This window comes from Pandoraea morbifera (genome assembly GCF_902459575.1).
GTDB lineage: Bacteria > Pseudomonadota > Gammaproteobacteria > Burkholderiales > Burkholderiaceae > Pandoraea > Pandoraea morbifera.
In genome coordinates this window covers 45,362-63,157 of record NZ_CABPSD010000004.1, presented here as the reverse complement: position 1 = coordinate 63,157, position 17,796 = coordinate 45,362, and the positions used below count along the sequence as shown (strand labels likewise).

The following is a 17,796-nucleotide window of genomic DNA, read 5'->3' as shown; positions in this document are numbered from 1 at the left end:
GGGCGAGCCAGCGGGATTGGCTTGTCGTGGGGACTGCAGATTGCGATCGATCGGATCGCGTGAGGCGGGTAGGCTCCATCCGTAGGCAGGTGAGAGGCTCCAATGGCGAGGGCGCAACGTGGGCGGCGCGGGCGTCAAGGAAAACACCGCTGAATCCGGGAACGGAGAAAGAGGGGAAACCTCCCCGAAAACGGGTTCGGACAGCACAAAACGCGGGCCAGACGCGCGACAACGGCATAGGCGCGGAACAAAACGCCCATTGTACGGGCAGCGACGCGGGGTCGGACCACCAATGAGCGTCCAAATTCCCCGCTAATTGCGGAAATTGTTACTTAATTTGCGGTATTTCTCCTGTTGACAAGCGCGAGCGGGCCACGTATAAAACGAACTGCAGATTGTCAAGCCGCGAAGTTGTTGTCCGACGTAGTTTTCCTGCTTCTCGCTGGTTTCTAGTCCTTCATTTTCCCTTGATTGTCAGCGCTAAACGGGGTCATTTCGATCCCTGGCTATTGTTTTATTAGGAAAAAACATGGAAACCGGTATTGTTAAGTGGTTCAACGACGCAAAGGGCTTCGGCTTCATCACCCCGGACGCCGGCGGTGAAGACCTGTTCGCTCACTTCTCGGAAGTGAAGGTTGACGGCTTCAAGTCGCTGCAAGAGAACCAACGCGTGTCGTTCGAGGTCAAGGTTGGCCCGAAGGGCAAGCAAGCCGCGAACATCAAGCCGCTGTAAGCGTCTTGCTCGCATTCACGTGATTCCGCCTCAGCCCTTCGGGCGAGGTGGAGTCTCGCGATAGACAGGCCCGATGACGAAAGTCATCGGGCCTGTTTGTTTTCCGGGTGCCCTGTCGCGCAGCCCGGCCTCGCCGTGGCAGCGGGAGGTGCACGCGAACCATGTCACCGTCACGGTTCGACGCTACAATGCCAGATCGAAATTCCGTCGGCATTCTTTCGAGGCAATCATGAGCCTGCAAACCTGGTGGCTGTATGTCGTCACCGTTTTTTTCGTCTCCGCGACGCCCGGTCCGAACATGCTGCTCGTCATGACGCATGGTGCGCGCCATGGGCTGCGGCCGTCGCTCGGCACGATGGCAGGCTGCATGACCGCGCTCATCGCGATGATGTCGATTTCGGCGGCCGGCCTCGGCGCCGTGCTCAAGGCGTGGCCGATGCTGTTCGATACGCTGCGCTACATTGGCGCGGCCTATCTCGTCTATCTCGGTTACAAGAGCTGGCGCTCGCCGGTGGACACGAATGAGGCCGCCGCCCGGCTAGGAGCGCCGCTGGCCACCGAGTCGAGTTTCGGCAAGCTCTTCAAGGCGGGTTTCCTCGTTGCCGGCAGCAACCCGAAGGCGATTCTCTTCGCCGCCGCGTTCCTGCCGCAGTTCATCGATCCGACGGCGGCCAAGCTGCCGCAGTTCTCGATTCTGCTCGGCACGTTCGCCGTGATCGAGGTGAGTTGGTATCTGGTGTATGCGACCGGTGGCCTGCGCATCGCGCCCTACCTGCGCGAAGCACGCGTGCTCAAGGCATTCAACCGCATCAGCGGCGGGGTGTTCATGGGGTTTGGTGCCTTGATGGCGGCGGTTCATCGCTGATTCGTCGGGGGCAGACTACGGGCGTGGCGACACGCCGGAGCGGGGCGCACGGCACGGGGAGCAGTAGGTTCGTGCGCCGCAGTGATGCTCAATATTTCCGGCCGGCGACCGTTAACGTCGTTGACCACGACCATGACCCTGTCCACGACCCGGGGCATGGCGCGGTAGCGCGTTTCGCAAAGGCTTACATACGTACGGCCCGCGCCGCAAGGCAGCCGTCACGGGAACAAATAAAAGATCAGGTATGGAAACGACAGAACCGCAGGTGACACCGGCGCCCACGGAAGACGAGTCTCAACTGCACGACTCGTATCGCATCAGCAATCCGCTGGAAATCGGCGGTGTGCTGCGTCATCTGGCGACGCGTGGCGATTTCATGACGGTGTACTTCGCCAACGGCCAGCGCCAGCTCGTCACGCGATTGCTCAAGGTGGAGCCGCAGGCGCGCGGATTCTATTTCGACTGGGGTGGCGTGGAGTCGGAGAACCGGGCGCTGCTCGCGAACAAGCGCGCATTGTTCGTTGGTGTGCCCGAGGGGATTCAGGTGCACTTTCCCATCGGCGATGTGGAAGAGCGCGAGTATGAAGGCTATCCGGCGTTCTATTCGTCGTATCCCGAGACGCTCGTGCGTCTGCAGCGACGTGACAACTTCCGCGTGAAGACCCCGATCCTCGATCCGTATCAGTGCACGGTCAAATTCCCGGACGACACGCCGATGCGGCTGTCGGTATTCGACCTGTCGCTCGGCGGCGTAGGCCTGCGCACCAAGGCGGAAGTGGCGGCTGAAATCCCTAAGGGGTCGATGCTCATGCAGGCCGAGATCGAATTGCGCGATTACGGCACCGTGCAGGTCGACCTCGAAGTGTGCGCGATTCGCAGCGTGCCGCTTGCCAAGGACGTCGAGTATCACGTCGGTTGCCGCTTCATCGCCTTGTCGCGCGCCGCGGAGTCGCGTCTGCAGAAGCTCATCACGCAACTCGAACTCAACCGCAAGGCGTTTGCGCGCGGTTGAGATTTTCGGGGCTGCGTGCCTTCGACACGATGCACCCGAAAGGGCGGCCCTCCGGCCGCCCTTGTTCGTTTACGTTGCGTGCCTCGCTCGGATCGTGCGATCCGGTTGGGGGCCGGGAGGGAGTCGCGTCGGGTGCGGCGGCATGCCCCGGCACAAAGCCGCACAAAGCGGCACGCCGTCCGCGGCCGACGATCGCGAAGTCGCTTAGTGCTCGCGCTGCTGCGTGGTCGCCTGCGGCGCCTCGCCACGTGCTTCGCGTACGCCTTCGGGGTAGACGCGCACCAGTACGATGCGAGGACCCTGCATCTTCTTCACGACGACGGAGAAACCGTCGAAGTCGACCTTCTGACCCTCACGAGGCAGGTAACCCAGCGCGTTCATGATCAGTCCGCCCACGGATTCGGCATGCTCGCTCGGAATCTCCAGGCCCAGGGCTCGCTCCAGCGTGAGGATCGGCAGGCTGCCGCGACCGATGAGCGTGCCGTCTTCCATGCGCGTCCAATCGTCTTCGGTCTGACGGAATTCGTCGCGGATCTTGCCGACCAGCGCGGAAAGCAGGTTGTCGAGCGTCAGAAAGCCGATCGGCTTCTGGTCGGGCCATCCGACGATCGCGAAGTGCGGCGCACCGCGGCGAAAGCGGCTGAAGAGCTCGCGCGCGGGCATGTCGGGTTTCACGCGTTCGACCGGACGGGCCATGCTGCCTAGGTCGTCGATGGACTGGCCATGGTGTTCGGCGAGGAACAAGTCCTTCAGGTGAACCACGCCGAGGACCGTCTCGCCGTCGTTGTCGAAGAACGGATAGCGGCTGTAGCGGTGACGATAGGCCGTATCCATGTTCTGCGCGAACGTGGCGTCCCGGTGAAATGCCGCGACTTCGCTCATCGGTCGCATCAGGTCGGACACGGTCAGGTCGCTGAAGTCGATGGCGTAGGCGACCACGTTCCAGTCATCGCGGGAGAGCTTTTCGCTCGTGGCGCCCCGGCGCACGATCAGCTTGATTTCGTCGGCCGAATAATGCGCGTCGGTCCCGTGGGACGGATCGAGTCCGGTCCAGCGCAGCAGGCGGTTGGCGCTGTGGTTGAGCACCCAGATGGCGGGGAACATCAACCAGTAGAAGCCGTACAGCGGCGCTGCGGTCCATACCGAAATCGCTTCGGGCATACGCAACGCCATCGATTTCGGGGCGAGTTCGCCCACGACGATGTGCAGATACGAAATCGTGAAGAAGGCGATGAAGAAGGCCAGCCCGTGAATCAGTTCCGGCGAGCTGATGCCCAGTTTGGCGAACAGCGGGGTGAGCACGCGCGCGAAAGCGGGTTCACCGATCCAGCCCAGACCGAGCGACGCCAGGGTGATGCCGAGTTGGCAAGCGGAGAGGTAGGTGTCCAACTGGCCGTGCACCTTGGCCAGGATACGGCCGCGCCAACCGCGTTGGCGGGCAATGACATGAACGCGCGTCTGGCGCAGTTTGACGAGGCCGAATTCCGCCGCCACGAAAAAGCCGTTGAGCAACACCAGCAGGATCGCAGCGACGATCAGTAAGAAGTTTTCCAAAATATCGGTAATGGGACAGCAGGCCCGTCAGTATAAGTGACATTTGCCAGGCGTCATAATTTTCCGAGAAGTTCCAGTGTTTTGTCCGCCGTTCACTGGCCATTCAGGGGGCTTTCGCGGTGGATGCAGGCAGATTTGTGGTGCGCGGGGTCTCGTCGAGCGCCCGCCAGCCGGGCATGGCGAATGCCTCGACGAGGAAATCGATGAGCACGCGCACCTTGGCGCTCAGGTATTTGCGCGTGGGATAGACCACGTAGATGCCCGTCTCGCCCTGCGTGTATTCGGGCAGGAATTCGACGAGTTGACCATCGCGCAGGGCGTCCTGCACCAGAAACGCCGGTTGCAGAATGATGCCCGCGCCGGCCACGGCGGCCGCCAGGCAGGTGTCGCCGTTGTCGGCGATCAATCGCGCATGTGTGCGTACCGAGACGGGCCCGTCGGGGCCGTCGAAACGCCACTCGCGTCGATGGGAAAAGTAGCTGTAGCCCACAGTCTCGTGATGCGCCAGCTCACTTGGATGTTGCGGCGTGCCGTGCCGTCCCAGGTAATCGGGGGACGCGCAAAGCACCATGCGGGTGCCGGCCAGCCGGCGGTGAACGAGCGACGAGTCGGGTAGCCGCGTGATCCGGATCGCCAGATCGAAGCCTTCGTCGACGATATCCACGAGGCGGTCACTGAGCGTGATGTCGAGCGAGACCTGCGGGTGCCGCGCGAGAAAAGTCGGCCAGAGCGGCGCGAGATGCAACACGCCGAACGTGTGTGGTGCGTTGATGCGCAGCGGCCCGGCCGGTTGCCCGTCCTGCTCGCCCGCCATCGCGTCGGCTTCGTCGAGTTCCGCCAGGATCTGACGGCAGCGTTCCACGTAGCGCTGCCCCGGCTCGGTGAGCGACAGCCGGCGCGTGGTGCGCTGGAGCAGACGCGTCCCCAGGCGCGCCTCGAGATCGGCGACGTAGCGCGAGATCGCTGTCTTCGAGATGCCGAGCGTGGCCGCCGCTTTCACGAAGCTGCCCGATTCGACGACGGCGATGAAGCACTCGATCTCGCGAAGTTTGTTCATGCCGGGCACAGGCTCCTCGGAATAGGAATGGCGGGGGCCGCCGGACGCGCTCGCGGGCGACGGCGGAGCGAGCGAGGGAACCACCGTTCCCTCGTCGTCCGTCCATACCCTGCAAGCCCTGCTATCGGCGTTGATGCCGCTATTGTGCCAGTGCGCTCACGTCCGCGAGCGACGGGGCGGCATCGCCGAATGCGAAGGCGTCCATGCGCAGTGCGCCATAGGTCGTGCCCGTGTCGAAGTGCGTTTGTTGCGCGGCATCGTCGGCCGCACCCAGCGCAATGTAGAGCGGCAGCAGATGCTCGTCCGTCGGATGCGCGCGCTCGGCATGCGGCGCGCGTGCCCGATAGTCGAACAGGGCGTCGAGATCCATGGCGGCGAGGTGCGACGTGAACCACGCGACGAACTCCGAGAGATAGGGCGCTTCGGCGCGATCTTCCGACGGCGCACGGAACACTTCGTGCAGGTTGTGCGTGAAGCTGCCGGAGGCCACGATCAAGACACCCTCGCGCGCGAGCGGTGCCAGGCGCTGCCCGAGCCGATACTGGTATTCGGGACTCATCTGCCGTTGCAACGACAACTGCGTGACAGGTACGTCCGCATCGGGGTAGAGGTAGCGCAGCGGCACCCAGGCGCCGTGATCGAGCCCCCACTGGTCGTCAGTGGATGCGGGCAGTCCGGCGTCGCGCAGCAACTGCACCGTACGCTCGGCCAGCTCGGGCGCGCCGGCCGCCGGATACTCCAATGCGTAGAGTTCGCGAGGAAAACCGCCGAAGTCGTGGATCGTGCGTTGTTGCGCGAGACTGCCCACGCGCGGCGTCGGTGTCGACCAGTGCGGGGAGATCACGAGAATCTCCTTCGGACGCGGCACCGCACGCCCCAGCGCCGTCAACAACGGGCCGGTGCGGCCCGGATCGACCGCGAGCAGCGGCGAGCCGTGAGAGACGAAGAGGGTGGGAAGGGCAGACATGGCAATCACTCCGGCAAGTACGGCAATAACAGCATTCACGGCAATACGGGCGGCGAAGATGTCTTCGCCGCCGCCGCCGTCGTTCAGGCAGTGCGCGCGCGACGGATCGCGAAGGCGCCGTCACCCAGCAGGGCCACGACGAGCAATGCGACGAGCCAGAAGGCGGGGAACTCCCAGCCACCGCCCTTGTTGGCGAACATCCAGCCATTGTGCCCGTGCACCGAGACGATGGTGCCGAGCATCAATGCGGCCAGCGGCAGGGCAGCCCAGCGAGCGTAAAACCCCGTGATCAGCATCAGCCCGCCGACGAACTCCAGCGCCATGGTCGCATAGGCGACGACCGGCGGCAGACCCAGCGAGCCCATGAAGCCGACGAAGCCGGGAACGGTAAACACGAACACCTTGAGCGAGAGGTGCGCGAGGAACAGGATACCCAGCGAGACGCGCAGCAGCAGCGCGGCGTACGGGGCGGTTTTCGAATCGATCATGACAGGCTCCGGAAGGGAAATCGGGGGAAGCGTGCGCTCGGCAATCCGGCGGATCGCCGACACAACCCCGATTCTAGGGAGCGTCATCGTTCAGATAAATGAGCGGCCAAGGGATTGATTATCCCGTTTGTCGGGACAATTTCCACGGCGAACGCAAACGCCCGGAAAGGCGCTCGCGTTCGAGGCGAGGGCGGCTTGCGGTGCCGGCGCCTATGCCGTCGCGATCATGCGGTCGAGCAGTTCGATCCAATGCTGGACCGGCGCGTGATCGCGCGCATGCTCGCCCTTGGCGGTCGCCTGCAGGTGACAGATGCATCCGACGTTGGCCGACACCACCAGCTCAGGCGCCAGGGCGTCGAGCGACTTCCACTTGGCATCGCGCAACTGATGAGACAAGGCGGGCTGCGTGACGGAATACGTGCCTGCCGAGCCGCAGCAGATATGACTGTCCTGCGGCAGCACCACGTTCACGCCCACGCCCGCGAGCACCTTTTCCACCACGCCCTTGAGTTGCTGACCGTGTTGCAGCGTGCACGGCGGGTGGTACGCGATCTTGCCGAGCTTGCGATTCGGCACGCGGCGCTGCAGCGCCTCGAGGTTGTCGAGGAGCACTTCGGACAGGTCGCGCGCGAGTTCGGCGACGCGTTGCGCCTTGCCCGCATACGTCGGATCGTGCCGGAGCAGATGGCCGTATTCCTTGACGGTCGCGCCACAGCCGGACGCATTGATCACGATCGCCTCGGCGCCGGCTTCGATGTCGGGCCACCAGGCGTCGATGTTACGGCGCACGTCGTCGAGACCGTCGTCGTGATAGTTCAGGTGCAGGCGGATTGCGCCACAGCAGCCGGCCGACGCGGGACGGATCATCTCGATGCCGAGTGCGTCCATTACCCGCGCGGTGGCCTTGTTGACGTTGGGCAGCATGGCCGGCTGCACGCAGCCTTCGAGCATCAGCATGCGTCGGGCGTGCTTGCCCTGCGGCCAACTGCCCGAGCGCTGGCGATGGGGGACCTTCTCGCGCAGCGAGCGCGGCAGCAACGTGCGGAACTGCTGGCCCAGACGCAGTGCGGGCGTGAACAGGGCGCGGTTGGGCAGCACGCGGGCGAGCGTCCAGCGCAGGGCGCGTTCGCCGGCCGGGCGGCCCACCTGCGCGTCGACATGACGACGGCCGATGTCGGCCAGGCGTCCGTATTGCACCCCTGACGGACACGTCGATTCGCAACTGCGGCAGGTCAGGCATCGGTCCAGGTGACGCTGGGTCTCGCGCGTCACGCTCTGGCCTTCGACCATTTGCTTGATGAGGTAGATGCGACCGCGCGGGCCGTCCAGTTCATCGCCCAGCAATTGGTATGTCGGGCAGGTCGCGGTACAGAATCCGCAATGCACACACTTGCGGAGAATGGCTTCGGCTTCGTCGCCGTCAGGCGTCTGACGGAGGAATTCTGCGAGGTTCGTTTGCATCGTCTTCTTTAGCAATACAGCCGATGGCGGTTGAAGATGCGGCTCGGGTCGAAAGCTTGCTGCAATCGTTCGCCGATAGCGTGCAACGCGGCCGGCTGCGGGGTGAAAACCCCTGCCGACTTGTCGCCATGGCGAAACAGCGTAGCATGACCGCCCGCGGCTGCGGCAATTGCGCGGACTTCGGCGGCGTCGCGCGGCGTGATCCACCACCGTTGCGCGCCGCCCCATTCGATCAGGTGCTCGTCGCCATGCACCAGCGGCGGCGTGGTCGGCGGCACCGACAGTCGCCACAGCGGCTGGCCGTCTCCCGCGACCGGCGCCGCCGAGAAGAAAGGATGTGTCTGCTCGCGCAGCGACTGCCAGAAGCCATGCGCCGCGATGGCGTCGACCGGCGTGCCGCCCATCGCCGCGCGCGCCGCGGTAACCGCGGCCGCGGCACCGCCCAGGCGCACGCTCAGCGCCCCGTCGTGCCACGCCGAGCCCATGAGCGGTAATGGCTGTCCGCCCCAGCGATTGAGTTGTTCGATCGCCTGTGCCTGCGTCATCGCGAAGCGCAACGTGGCCTCGGCCACGGGGCAGGGCAGGACCTTAATGGACAGTTCGAGGAGGACGCCCAGGGTGCCGAGGGATCCGGCGAGCACGCGCGAGACGTCGTAACCCGCCACGTTCTTCATCACTTGTCCGCCGAAATGCAGCACTTCGCCCCGGCCATTCATCACCACGGCGCCAAGGACGAAATCGCGCGGCGCCCCCACGTGCGGGCGCCGCGGGCCGGCCAGGCCGGCGGCGATGCAGCCGCCCAGCGTGGCGTGCGGGCCGAAGTGCGGTGGCTCGAACGGCAATATCTGGCCGCGCTCGGCCAGCGCCGCCTCGATCTCGGCGAGCGGTGTGCCGGCGCGCGCGGTGATGACCAGCTCGGCCGGATCGTACGAGACGATGCCGCGATAGGCGCGTATGTCGAGCGCCTCGCCCGACGGAGCCTGGCCGTACCAACGCTTGGTACTGCCGCCGCGAATGTCGAGCGGCGTGCCGCTCGATGTGGCCGTCAGGACCCGCTCGCGGATGACCGCGAGCACCTGCGCGGCAGCTTGCATCGGCAGAGGATCCGCGTTGCGCGGTGCGGGCAACGGGGTGACTTGGGGGGCTTGAGAGGCGTGAGGGACGTGAGGGACTTGCGACATCAGAACCTCGGCAGATCGGGGTGAGGCAACAGGCCGCCGCGCACGTGCATCTTGCCGTACTCGGCACAGCGTGCGCGTGTGGGAATGGCCTTGTCGGCGTTGAGCAGGCCGGCCGGATCGAAGGCGCGCTTCACGGCGAAGAACGCGTCGCGCTCTTCCGGCGAGAACTGTACGCACATCGAATTGATCTTCTCGATGCCCACGCCGTGCTCGCCGGTCACCGTGCCCCCGAGCTCGACGCACGCTTCGAGAATGTCGCTGCCGAACGCTTCGGCGCGATGCCACTCGTCGAGATCGTTGCCGTTGAAGAGAATCAGCGGATGCATGTTGCCGTCGCCGGCATGAAAGACGTTGATGCAGCGCAGACCGTATTGCACTTCCATGGCCTCGATGCGCTTGAGCAACGTGCCGATCGTGCGGCGCGGAATGGTGCCGTCCATGCAGTAGTAGTCAGGCGAGATGCGGCCGGCGGCGGGAAAGGCGTTCTTACGCCCGGACCAGAAACGCAAACGCTCGGCCTCGGAAGTCGAGACCTGGATGCGCGTGGCGCCCGAGGCGCGCAGCACGGCCGAGACGCGCGCAATTTCTTCCGCGACCTCTTCAGGCGTCCCGTCCGACTCGCACAGCAGGATGGCGGCGGCGTCGAGGTCGTAACCCGCGTGAACGAATTCTTCCACGGCCTGCGTCGCGGGCTTGTCCATCATCTCGAGACCCGCCGGGATGATGCCCGCGGCGATGATCGCGGCCACGGCATTTCCGCCCGCCTCGACATCGTCGAAACTCGCCATGATGACTTGCTGCACCTGCGGCTTCGGCACGAGTTTCACCGTGATTTCCGTGACGACGCAGAACATGCCCTCGCTGCCGATGAACACGGACAACAGGTCCAGGCCCGGGGCGTCGAGCGCGTGCGAGCCGAATTCGACGACCTCGCCATCCATCGTCACGGCTCGCACACGCAGCACGTTGTGAACCGTCAGGCCGTATTTCAGGCAATGCACCCCGCCGGAATTTTCCGACACGTTGCCACCGATGGTGCAGGCGATCTGCGAGGACGGATCCGGTGCGTAGTACAGACCGTACGGGGCTGCCGCTTCAGAGACGGCGAGATTGCGCACGCCGGGCTGAACGGTCGCGGTGCGAGCGTAGGCGTCCACTTCGAGAATGCGCTTGAACTTCGCCAGCGACAGCACGATGCCGTCCGTGATCGGCATCGCGCCGCCCGACAGGCCCGTGCCGGCGCCGCGCGGCACGACCGGCACCTTGTGTTCGTGGCATGCCCGCAGGATGCGGCATACCTGATCTTCATCGGCGGGCAGCACCACGGCCAGGGGCAGCTTGCGATAGGCGGCCAGCCCGTCGCACTCGTAGGGGGTGATCTGTTCGCGATCGGTCAGCCACAGGGCGTCGGGTGCGGCCGCACGCAATGCGGCGAGCCGCCTGGCACGCGTGAGTTCGTCTACCGGCGCGAATACGGGTTCGTTCGGGCCCAGAGGCGGCACAGCCGTCACGACAGAACCCGGGGAACCCTGTGGTTCGGCACCCGTAGCCGTCGACGGGTGAGGAGAAAAGGGCGACGCATTCGATGCCATCAGGCTTGCTCTCGGACGATCGTGGATGTGAGATGAACTTTATATGGTCTACTGGTAGACTGGTAGACCAGTGATCTGATGATGTCATCGTATAGGGAATGATCTGATTCCGACTACAGGGTTAACCCCCACTGAAAGGAAATTCCTCCGGTCGGGTCGTTTCCCCGGCCGGACGGGCGCCCCCGGCGCGTCGGCATCCTGTATCGTGGCGTCTGTGAATTTTGTCGAGAACCGAAGCCGACATGCCGTCCAACGAGCCTTCCACGTCTATGTCATCTCTTTCCGCCAGTGAATCGCCGGGCACCGCCGCGGGATTCGCCCCGGTGACGCCGCCGCCGCGCCTGCGGCTCTCCGACATGGTCTACGAGCAACTCGAGACGATGGTGGTCGAAGGCCGGCTTGCGCCGGGCTCGGCCTTGCCGTCCGAGCGCGACCTGGCGCAACAGATGGGCGTGTCGCGCCCCTCGTTGCGGGAGGCGCTGCTGCGGCTGGAGTCCCGTGGGTTGATCGTCGGACGGGCCGGTGGCGGGTATCTGGTGGCGAACGCCAGCCAGCCGCTGCTTGCCGAGCCGCTCTCGCAGTTGATGTCACGCCACGCCAAGACGGTCGACGACGTGCTGGAGATGCGCGAGGTGCTCGAGGCCAAGGCCGTTGAGCTGGCGGCTCAGCGTGCGACGCCCGAGGACATCGCACGGCTCGCACAGGCGCTCGAAGCACTCGAGGCAGCGTATGCGGCGGGCCGCGACGGCCTCGACGGCGAGGGCGACGCGCGCGGCCAAACGCTGCTCACCCGTGTGCCGGAACTCGATGCGCATTTCCATCTCGCACTGGCCGAAGCGACGCACAACCTCGTGCTGGTTCATCTGATGCACGCGATTTTCGAGCTGTTGCGCGGTTCCGTCGTCGACAATTACCGTGCGATCGTCGGTCACGGGGCCGATCTGGCCGAACTGATCGACCAGCATCGCCGCATCTTCAGTGCCGTGGCTTCGCACGACGCCGACAGCGCGCAACGATCGCTTCGCGAACACCTCGCCTTCATCCGCACCAATTCGGGCGACGTGACGCCGGATTGAGTCCGCGCGAGTCCACGCGATTTCGCGCCAGTCCGCACAAGGTCCGCGGTCTGGGCCGACCCGTCGATGTCGCCTGCCCTGCCCGAGGGCAGGCGACAGCCGGATGCCGAGGGCCAGTCCTCTCGCGTTCTCCTGCGCCAGGCGGGCTGGCGCGTTGCGGTCCGTGCGGCTTCCCCGGACCTCCCGGATCTCCGCGACATTCACGTCTCACCCCTGCGCCGCTCCGTCCTTCCGATCTCGCTCGTCTCCTCGTTCGGGGGTAATCGGCGAACGTCGAAAATGTCATCGTTTTCCCTGAGCATGATGAGCTTCCAGGGGCACGGTCTGACGATTCACCAGCCCCTCGCATGCGAGTGCCGAGCGACGCAAACGCTTGAATTCCGTACGTTTATCGCCATTCCGCCGCCGAGCTTCGGCGGCTCGTCGGGCACATCGACGGGGGCAGCGCATGCGCCGCGTCCGGGCGCTCTCGGGTTGACAGTCATCCGGCCATCGACTAATTTTGGAACCATAAAAAATACTTAATTCGATATATTGAATCTTGTATATCAGATTCAAAGTGCCGAAGCGGCCCAAAACCGTCCCTTGAAAACCTCGGGGCGGCGGCTCGATCGGCAGGTTCATCGGAGACGGCAATTGGGTAAACCAGTCTTTCTTTTTGGGCAGTGTGTGTGGATGACTTTATCGGCACGGACTGCCCTGACGCATACGCCGCGATCCTCCGGGGAAGTCGCCCGGGACTCGCGGTGTGTCTCATCTCCCTGCCGCCGGTCGCGGGCAGGCGATCTGGCGATTACGCGTCCGCGAGGCGCGCTCGCCTGAGTGAGGGGCGCGGCTTGCGATGGGACGGAAGGCGTCGACCATGACCTTCCGGCATCACAAGCCGGTCCGCACTCGAAGTCGTTTCATTTGTCACCCTTCGGCAGCCGGCAACTTGCCGGCGCGGGCTCGAAAAGCCTGCGTCGCCGCGCCGGAGCGGTGGCCGGAAGTGTCCTTTGGCGCTTCCGAGAGTCAGTCAGCCGGGGCCTCAGCCCCGCGAGCGCGCCGCCAGGCTGCGTTCCGCGATCAAGCGGCCAAGCATGAGCCGCAAGTAACGCCAGGAGGCGTGCCATACGTGCCGATGCACGGGGCGCGCGATGACGTCGGGCACCGCACTACGAATCGCGGGCCGTCGTCAATCGTCTGACAGGAACAGGAGGCAAGTCATGCAAGCAACTGCGCAACCGGAGGAGAAGACCTCTTTTCTGGGAGGGCGCTGGTCACAACTGGTGATCGGCATCATCTGTATGGGCCTTGTGGCCAATTTGCAGTATTCGTGGACGTTGTTCGTCGAGCCGATGCAGGCAAAGCATCATTGGGGCATCGCAGCCATCCAGGTGGCCTTCTCGATCTTCATCGTCGTTGAAACGTGGCTCGTGCCGATCGAGGGCTGGCTGGTCGACCGCTTCGGCCCGCGGCCCGTGGTAGCGGGCGGCGCGATCTGCGTGGCGCTGTCGTGGATCCTCTACTCCTATGCGCAAACGTTGACGGTGCTTTACACGGCAGCCGTCATCGCCGGTATCGGTGCGGGTTGCGTATACGGTACGTGCGTAGGTAACGCGCTGAAGTGGTTCCCGGACAAGCGCGGCCTGGCTGCCGGTCTGACGGCCGCCGGCTTCGGAGCCGGCGCGGCGATCACGGTGATTCCGATCGCGAACATGATTCGTCAATCGGGCTACGAGGCCGCGTTCTTCAACTTCGGCATTATCCAGGGCGTGGCGATCTTCATCCTCGCGCTGCTGCTGGTCAAGCCGCGTGTGCCGAAGGGTCTGACGGCGTCGCGCCGCAATCTGGCGACGAAGGTGGACTACACCTCGGGGCAGATGATTCGAACGCCGGTCTTCTGGGTGATCTACGTGTGCTTCGTGGCGGTCGCCGCCGGTGGCCTGATGGCTACGGCACAGATCGGTCCGATCGCGAAGGACTATGGCATTGCGTCGATGCCGATGACGCTCTTCGGTGCAACGCTGCCGCTGCTCACGATGACGCTGTCGATCGACAACCTGTGCAACGGCTTTACGCGTCCGCTGTGCGGCTTCGTGTCGGATAAGATCGGTCGTGAGAACGCCATGTTCATCATCTTCCTCGGTGAAGGCGTGGCGATGCTCGGCCTGATGCACTTCGGTCAGAACCCGTACATGTTTGTGTTCTTCGCAGCGATGACCTTCCTTTGCTGGGGCGAAATCTTCTCGATCTTCCCGGCACTGTGCGCGGACACGTTCGGTAGCAAGAACGCGGCGTCCAACGCAGGTACGCTTTATACCGCCAAGGGCACGGCCGCACTGCTGGTGCCGCTGGCTTCGGTGCTGGCGGTGGGCGGTCACTGGGATCGTGTGTTCATCGCGGCGGCCGTGATCAGCATCTCGGCGGCGGTGGCGGCGAAGTTCGTGCTCGCACCGATGCGTCGCCGCTGGATCGAAAGCGTGAACAACGAGACGCAGAACGTGGCAAGCCCGTCGGTGGCGATCGGAGCGCCGGCCAGCGAGTAAGTTCGCGGCATGACGCGGTGAGCGTCGAAAAATGCAGACGGAGCGGGGCGCCGGTGACGGTGCCCCGTTTTGTTTGGCGCCGCCGAGCGTCGCATGCCGCGTGTCGCCGGAAGGGGGCATGGGGTGGGGCGGTGAGGAAGCGCTGGCCGGATATCGGCAGCGAGCAACAAAAAAGGCCCGTCAAAGACGGGCCTTTCTGCGTTTTGGCTCCTCGACCTGGGCTCGAACCAGGGACCTACGGATTAACAGTCCGGCGCTCTACCGACTGAGCTATCGAGGATCAAACTGGGTGTCGCGCATCGCTGTCACAACGCATCGACTAAAACAAAGGCCCCGCGTGCGCGAGGCCATCGCTTCGGTATTCTTGGCTCCCCGACCTGGGCTCGAACCAGGGACCTACGGATTAACAGTCCGGCGCTCTACCGACTGAGCTATCGGGGATCAAAAGAGAAAGCGATTATAGAGGCGGCTTTCGTACACTGTCAACACTCAGGACGCATTTTTTCTGCATCCGCCATGCGACATTCGCCCGTATCGCTCGCGGCTTACCGCTCGAGCAGATGAAGCTTGTCGGTAACGTCCTTCCAGTTGTCCGCATCGGGCAGCGAAGGCTTCGTCTTGGTAATGCTGGGCCAGTTCGGCGAGAGTTCGGCGTTCAGCGCGATGAACGCCTGTTGATCGCCCGGCACGTCCTCTTCAGCATAAATGGCATTCACCGGGCACTCGGCCACGCAAACGGCGCAGTCGATGCACTCGTCCGGATCGATGGCGAGGAAGTTCGGGCCTTCGCGGAAGCAATCCACGGGGCAAACGTCCACACAGTCGGTGTATTTACATTTGATGCAGTTTTCGGTGACAACGTGCGTCATGCCAACTCCAGAGTAGGGCGCGAAACGGCTTCGATTGGCCGTTAAAGCGCGTATTGTAACGCAGCCCGACGTCGCGGGTGCGAGACCGAAATGGCGCCTCGTGCGCGGCGCGGCGGGCAGTCCCGCAACGGCGCAACGTCATGCGCGGCGCCGCTTTGCGGTACGATGTCCGCTGTTTCCCCGCGCGCCGTCGCTCGCCCGAGCGCCGGCACTCGCTGCTCTCACGTGCGTGCTCCTTCCGGGGCCTGTCGTCATGATCATCACGTCGCTGCTCGATACCGATCTCTACAAGTTCACGATGATGCAGGTCGTCCTGCATCACTTCCCCGCCGCGCAGGTGGAATACCGCTTCAAGTGCCGCACCGAAGGCGTCGACCTCACGCCGTACGTCGACGAGATCCGCGACGAGATCCGATTGCTTTGCGGTCTGCGCTTCACCGAGTCCGAGCTGCGCTACCTCGCCGGCATGCGCTTCATCAAGAGCGACTTCATCGACTTTCTCGACTTGTTTCATCTCAACGAGAAGTACATCACGGTGCAGCCGTCGCCGAAGGGCAACGGCGAGATCGACATCGCGATCCGGGGGCCCTGGCTGCACACGATCCTGTTCGAGATTCCGGTGCTGGCCATCGTCAACGAGGTGTATTTCCGCAATACGCAGCGCACACCGGCCTATCAGGAGGGGCGTCAGCGTCTCAGGGACAAGATCTGCATGCTCGCCGGGCGCGTGGACTATCGCGACTGCAAGATCGCCGACTACGGCACGCGCCGCCGCTTCTCGAAGGAGTGGCACGAAGAGGTGATTCTCAGGTTGCGAGACGAACTGGGCGAGCAGTTCGCGGGAACGAGCAACGTGTACTACGCGCTCAAGCACGGGCTTACGCCGCTGGGCACCATGGCGCACGAGTATCTGCAAGCATGCCAGGCCCTGGGGCCGCGGCTGCGCGACTCGCAGATCTTCGGCTTCGAGACCTGGGCGAAGGAGTATCGCGGCGACCTGGGGATCGCGCTCTCGGACGTCTACGGCATGTCGGCGTTCCTGCGCGATTTCGACATGTATTTCTGCAAGCTTTTCGACGGGGCGCGGCACGATTCCGGCGATCCGTTCGCGTGGGGCGAGCGCCTGCTCGAGCACTATGCGCAGAACCGTGTCGACGCGCGCACCAAGACGATGATCTTCTCGGACGGTCTCGACATTCCGAAGGTCCTGCAGCTCTTCGAGCGTTTTCGCGATCGCTGCAAGCTCGCGTTCGGTGTGGGCACGAACCTGACCAACGATCTCGGCTATCAGCCGCTGCAGATCGTCATCAAGATGGTGCGCTGCAATGGCCAGCCCGTAGCGAAACTGTCGGACTCGCCGGGCAAGAACATGTGCGAGGACGACGCCTATCTTGCCTATCTGCGTCAGGTCTTCGAGATCGCGCCCGTGACGGAAGCCGGCGTCTGACGGCGCAGCGGATACGCCCGCGGCGCCGAAGGGGGCGACGGCGACATGGCGGCGGATGTGACATCGGAGCGGGTCGGCCGGCCTCGCCGGTTCCGACGTTGGCTGCAGACCATTCCGAATGTGCGCGAAGGCCGGTCGTTCCCCCGAGGGCAACCGCTATAATTGCGCATCGCCCGCCGGCTTCGATGCCAGCGGCCTTGCGCTGATAAGAGACACGACAAGAGACGACAGGCGACGGCGTCGGCAGCAGTCCGACGCGTCGGCTTCACAGGACAAACCATGGATACCTCCGACGCCCGCAATCGCATCTTTGCCCGCATTCGCAACGCTCAGCATCGTCCCGATGTCGCTCGTGCGAACGAGCAGGCGGCCGCCGAAGACTATCTCGCGCGGCATCCGCAAGGACCGCGCCCGACCATGGCGGCCGACCTCGTCGCCACCTTCATCGCCAAGGCCGAAGCGCTCTCCACCACGATTGCGCGGGTGCCTGCCATGCAGGACGTTCCCGCCGCCGCCGCGACTTACCTGCAAGCGAATGGCCTCGCGACTCGGGCGGTAGCGTGGCCGACGCTGCGCGATCTCGACTGGGCCGGCGCAGGCTGCCAGTTGGAATTCCGCAAGCCGCACGGCGACGACCTGGTCGGCGTCACCGGATGCTTCTGTGCCATCGCCGAGACCGGCGCGCTGATGATGATGTCGGGGCCGGAGACGTTCGCGTCGGCAACGCTGCTGCCGGAAACCCACATCGCGATCGTGCCGGCCTCGCGCATCGTGGCCGGTCATGAAGACGGCTTTGCGCTGATGCGAAGCGAGCGCGGACAGCTCTCGCGTGCGACCAATTTCATCGCCGGCCCGTCGCGAACGGCCGACATCGAACAGACGCTGGTGCTGGGCGCCCATGGCCCATACCGCGTTCATCTCATCATCGTCGACGGCGCCTGACGCGCGGCGTCGCAAGCGCGACGC

At 64.4% G+C, this 17,796-nt stretch carries 15 protein-coding genes and 2 tRNA genes; 7 read left to right on the top strand and 10 right to left on the bottom strand.

The genetic code is table 11. From position 1 onward, the window contains the following. Nucleotides 1-529: 529 nt before the first annotated feature. The 3 genes from PMO31116_RS08470 to PMO31116_RS08460 all read left to right on the top strand — a co-directional run bounded on the left by PMO31116_RS08470 (nucleotide 530) and on the right by PMO31116_RS08460 (nucleotide 2,610). On the top strand, nucleotides 530-733 hold the full coding sequence (locus PMO31116_RS08470; protein WP_023594378.1) for a cold-shock protein: 204 nt from the start codon (nucleotides 530-532) through the stop codon (nucleotides 731-733). 229 nt (nucleotides 734-962) lie between these two features. Next, entirely contained in the window at nucleotides 963-1,598 is a 636-nt protein-coding gene (locus PMO31116_RS08465; protein WP_150566340.1) for a LysE family translocator, read from the top strand. 244 nt (nucleotides 1,599-1,842) lie between these two features. Continuing rightward, entirely contained in the window at nucleotides 1,843-2,610 is a 768-nt protein-coding gene (locus PMO31116_RS08460; protein ID WP_150566339.1) for a flagellar brake protein, read from the top strand. 204 nt (nucleotides 2,611-2,814) lie between these two features. On the opposite strand, the gene PMO31116_RS08455 is transcribed toward PMO31116_RS08460, so the two are convergent. The 7 genes from PMO31116_RS08455 to PMO31116_RS08425 all read right to left on the bottom strand — a co-directional run bounded on the left by PMO31116_RS08455 (nucleotide 2,815) and on the right by PMO31116_RS08425 (nucleotide 10,910). Next, nucleotides 2,815-4,164: a hemolysin family protein gene (locus PMO31116_RS08455; protein ID WP_150566338.1), complete on the bottom strand. Its 1,350-nt coding sequence runs from the start codon at nucleotides 4,162-4,164 to the stop codon at nucleotides 2,815-2,817. A gap of 103 nt (nucleotides 4,165-4,267) precedes the next feature. Continuing rightward, the gene (locus tag PMO31116_RS08450) at nucleotides 4,268-5,221 is read right to left on the bottom strand and encodes a LysR family transcriptional regulator (RefSeq protein ID WP_150566337.1); all 954 of its coding nucleotides are present in this window, start codon (nucleotides 5,219-5,221) and stop codon (nucleotides 4,268-4,270) included. Nucleotides 5,222-5,360: 139 nt separating this feature from the next. Further along, entirely contained in the window at nucleotides 5,361-6,188 is an 828-nt protein-coding gene (locus tag PMO31116_RS08445; RefSeq protein ID WP_150566336.1) for a dioxygenase family protein, read from the bottom strand. An 83-nt stretch (nucleotides 6,189-6,271) separates the two neighbouring features. Further along, nucleotides 6,272-6,676: a DoxX family protein gene (locus PMO31116_RS08440; protein WP_150566335.1), complete on the bottom strand. Its 405-nt coding sequence runs from the start codon at nucleotides 6,674-6,676 to the stop codon at nucleotides 6,272-6,274. A gap of 210 nt (nucleotides 6,677-6,886) precedes the next feature. Beyond that, nucleotides 6,887-8,137 carry a glycolate oxidase subunit GlcF gene (gene glcF / locus PMO31116_RS08435; RefSeq protein WP_150566334.1) on the bottom strand — a complete coding sequence of 417 codons (1,251 nt, stop codon included), beginning with the start codon at nucleotides 8,135-8,137 and terminating at the stop codon, nucleotides 6,887-6,889. Nucleotides 8,138-8,145: 8 nt separating this feature from the next. Then, nucleotides 8,146-9,231, bottom strand: coding sequence for a glycolate oxidase subunit GlcE (gene glcE / locus PMO31116_RS08430; protein ID WP_150566333.1), 1,086 nt, complete (start codon nucleotides 9,229-9,231; stop codon nucleotides 8,146-8,148). An 86-nt stretch (nucleotides 9,232-9,317) separates the two neighbouring features. Continuing rightward, on the bottom strand, nucleotides 9,318-10,910 hold the full coding sequence (locus PMO31116_RS08425) for an FAD-linked oxidase C-terminal domain-containing protein (RefSeq protein ID WP_425494782.1): 1,593 nt from the start codon (nucleotides 10,908-10,910) through the stop codon (nucleotides 9,318-9,320). A gap of 269 nt (nucleotides 10,911-11,179) precedes the next feature. On the opposite strand from PMO31116_RS08425, the gene PMO31116_RS08420 reads away from it, so the two are divergent. Then, complete coding sequence (locus PMO31116_RS08420) at nucleotides 11,180-11,986, top strand: FadR/GntR family transcriptional regulator (RefSeq protein WP_174970993.1); 807 nt, start codon at nucleotides 11,180-11,182, stop codon at nucleotides 11,984-11,986. 1,205 nt (nucleotides 11,987-13,191) lie between these two features. After that, a complete protein-coding gene (gene oxlT / locus PMO31116_RS08415) occupies nucleotides 13,192-14,514 on the top strand; it encodes an oxalate/formate MFS antiporter (protein WP_150566331.1) in 1,323 nt (440 codons plus the stop codon). A 204-nt stretch (nucleotides 14,515-14,718) separates the two neighbouring features. Here oxlT and PMO31116_RS08410 read toward each other — a convergent pair. The 3 genes from PMO31116_RS08410 to fdxA form a co-directional block, all read right to left on the bottom strand. After that, nucleotides 14,719-14,794, bottom strand: a tRNA-Asn gene (locus PMO31116_RS08410). A gap of 85 nt (nucleotides 14,795-14,879) precedes the next feature. Then, nucleotides 14,880-14,955, bottom strand: a tRNA-Asn gene (locus tag PMO31116_RS08405). A 104-nt stretch (nucleotides 14,956-15,059) separates the two neighbouring features. After that, complete coding sequence (fdxA, locus tag PMO31116_RS08400; protein ID WP_023594391.1) at nucleotides 15,060-15,383, bottom strand: ferredoxin FdxA; 324 nt, start codon at nucleotides 15,381-15,383, stop codon at nucleotides 15,060-15,062. 253 nt (nucleotides 15,384-15,636) lie between these two features. Here fdxA and pncB point away from each other — a divergent pair, with 253 nt between their 5' ends. Both pncB and PMO31116_RS08390 read left to right on the top strand, forming a co-directional pair. Beyond that, the gene (pncB, locus tag PMO31116_RS08395) at nucleotides 15,637-16,830 is read left to right on the top strand and encodes a nicotinate phosphoribosyltransferase (RefSeq protein ID WP_150566330.1); all 1,194 of its coding nucleotides are present in this window, start codon (nucleotides 15,637-15,639) and stop codon (nucleotides 16,828-16,830) included. 279 nt (nucleotides 16,831-17,109) lie between these two features. Beyond that, on the top strand, nucleotides 17,110-17,772 hold the full coding sequence (locus tag PMO31116_RS08390) for a LutC/YkgG family protein (RefSeq protein ID WP_150566329.1): 663 nt from the start codon (nucleotides 17,110-17,112) through the stop codon (nucleotides 17,770-17,772). The last annotated feature ends 24 nt before the right edge of the window (nucleotides 17,773-17,796 follow it).